2 protein-coding genes are annotated in these 1,002 nt (G+C 46.2%); both read right to left on the bottom strand.

Annotated elements, in window-relative coordinates; translation table 11 throughout:
• Positions 1 to 255: 255 nt before the first annotated feature.
• Positions 256 to 804 (bottom strand): ead/Ea22-like family protein, encoded by a 549-nt coding sequence (locus HMPREF0819_RS08470; RefSeq protein WP_001289873.1) that lies wholly within the window; start codon positions 802 to 804, stop codon positions 256 to 258.
• On the bottom strand, positions 801 to 959 hold the full coding sequence (locus HMPREF0819_RS08465) for a TraR/DksA family transcriptional regulator (protein ID WP_229041931.1): 159 nt from the start codon (positions 957 to 959) through the stop codon (positions 801 to 803). Before HMPREF0819_RS08465 ends, HMPREF0819_RS08470 begins: the two co-directional genes overlap by 4 nt.
• Positions 960 to 1,002: the final 43 nt, after the last annotated feature.

The raw sequence follows: 1,002 nt of genomic DNA, 5'->3' as shown, positions 1-1,002 counted from the left end.
CGGATCTGCACAACATTGATAACGCCCAATCTTTTTGCTCAGACTCTAACTCATTGATACTCATTTATAAACTCCTTGCAATGTATGTCGTTTCAGCTAAACGGTATCAGCAATGTTTATGTAAAGAAACAGTAAGATAATACTCAACCCGATGTTTGAGTACGGTCATCATCTGACACTACAGACTCTGGCATCGCTGTGAAGACGACGCGAAATTCAGCATTTTCACAAGCGTTATCTTTTACAAAACCGATCTCACTCTCCTTTGATGCGAATGCCAGCGTCAGACATCATATGCAGATACTCACCTGCATCCTGAACCCATTGACCTCCAACCCCGTAATAGCGATGCGTAATGATGTCGATAGTTACTAACGGGTCTTGTTCGATTAACTGCCGCAGAAACTCTTCCAGGTCACCAGTGCAGTGCTTGATAACAGGAGTCTTCCCAGGATGGCGAACAACAAGAAACTGGTTTCCGTCTTCACGGACTTCGTTGCTTTCCAGTTTAGCAATACGCTTACTCCCATCCGAGATAACACCTTCGTAATACTCACGCTGCTCGTTGAGTTTTGATTTTGCTGTTTCAAGCTCAACACGCAGTTTCCCTACTGTTAGCGCAATATCCTCGTTCTCCTGGTCGCGGCGTTTGATGTATTGCTGGTTTCTTTCCCGTTCATCCAGCAGTTCCAGCACAATCGATGGTGTTACCAATTCATGGAAAAGGTCTGCGTCAAATCCCCAGTCGTCATGCATTGCCTGCTCTGCCGCTTCACGCAGTGCCTGAGAGTTAATTTCGCTCACTTCGAACCTCTCTGTTTACTGATAAGTTCCAGATCCTCCTGGCAACTTGCACAAGTCCGACAACCCTGAACGACCAGGCGTCTTCGTTCATCTATCGGATCGCCACACTCACAACAATGAGTGGCAGATATAGCCTGGTGGTTCAGGCGGCGCATTTTTATTGCTGTGTTGCGCTGTAATTCTTCTATTTCTGATCCG

Origin of the sequence: Streptococcus equinus ATCC 9812 (genome assembly GCF_000187265.1) — a bacterium.
Taxonomy (GTDB): domain Bacteria; phylum Bacillota; class Bacilli; order Lactobacillales; family Streptococcaceae; genus Streptococcus; species Streptococcus equinus.
Note: the sequence above shows the minus strand (reverse complement) of the source record. Positions and strands in the feature narration are given on the sequence as shown.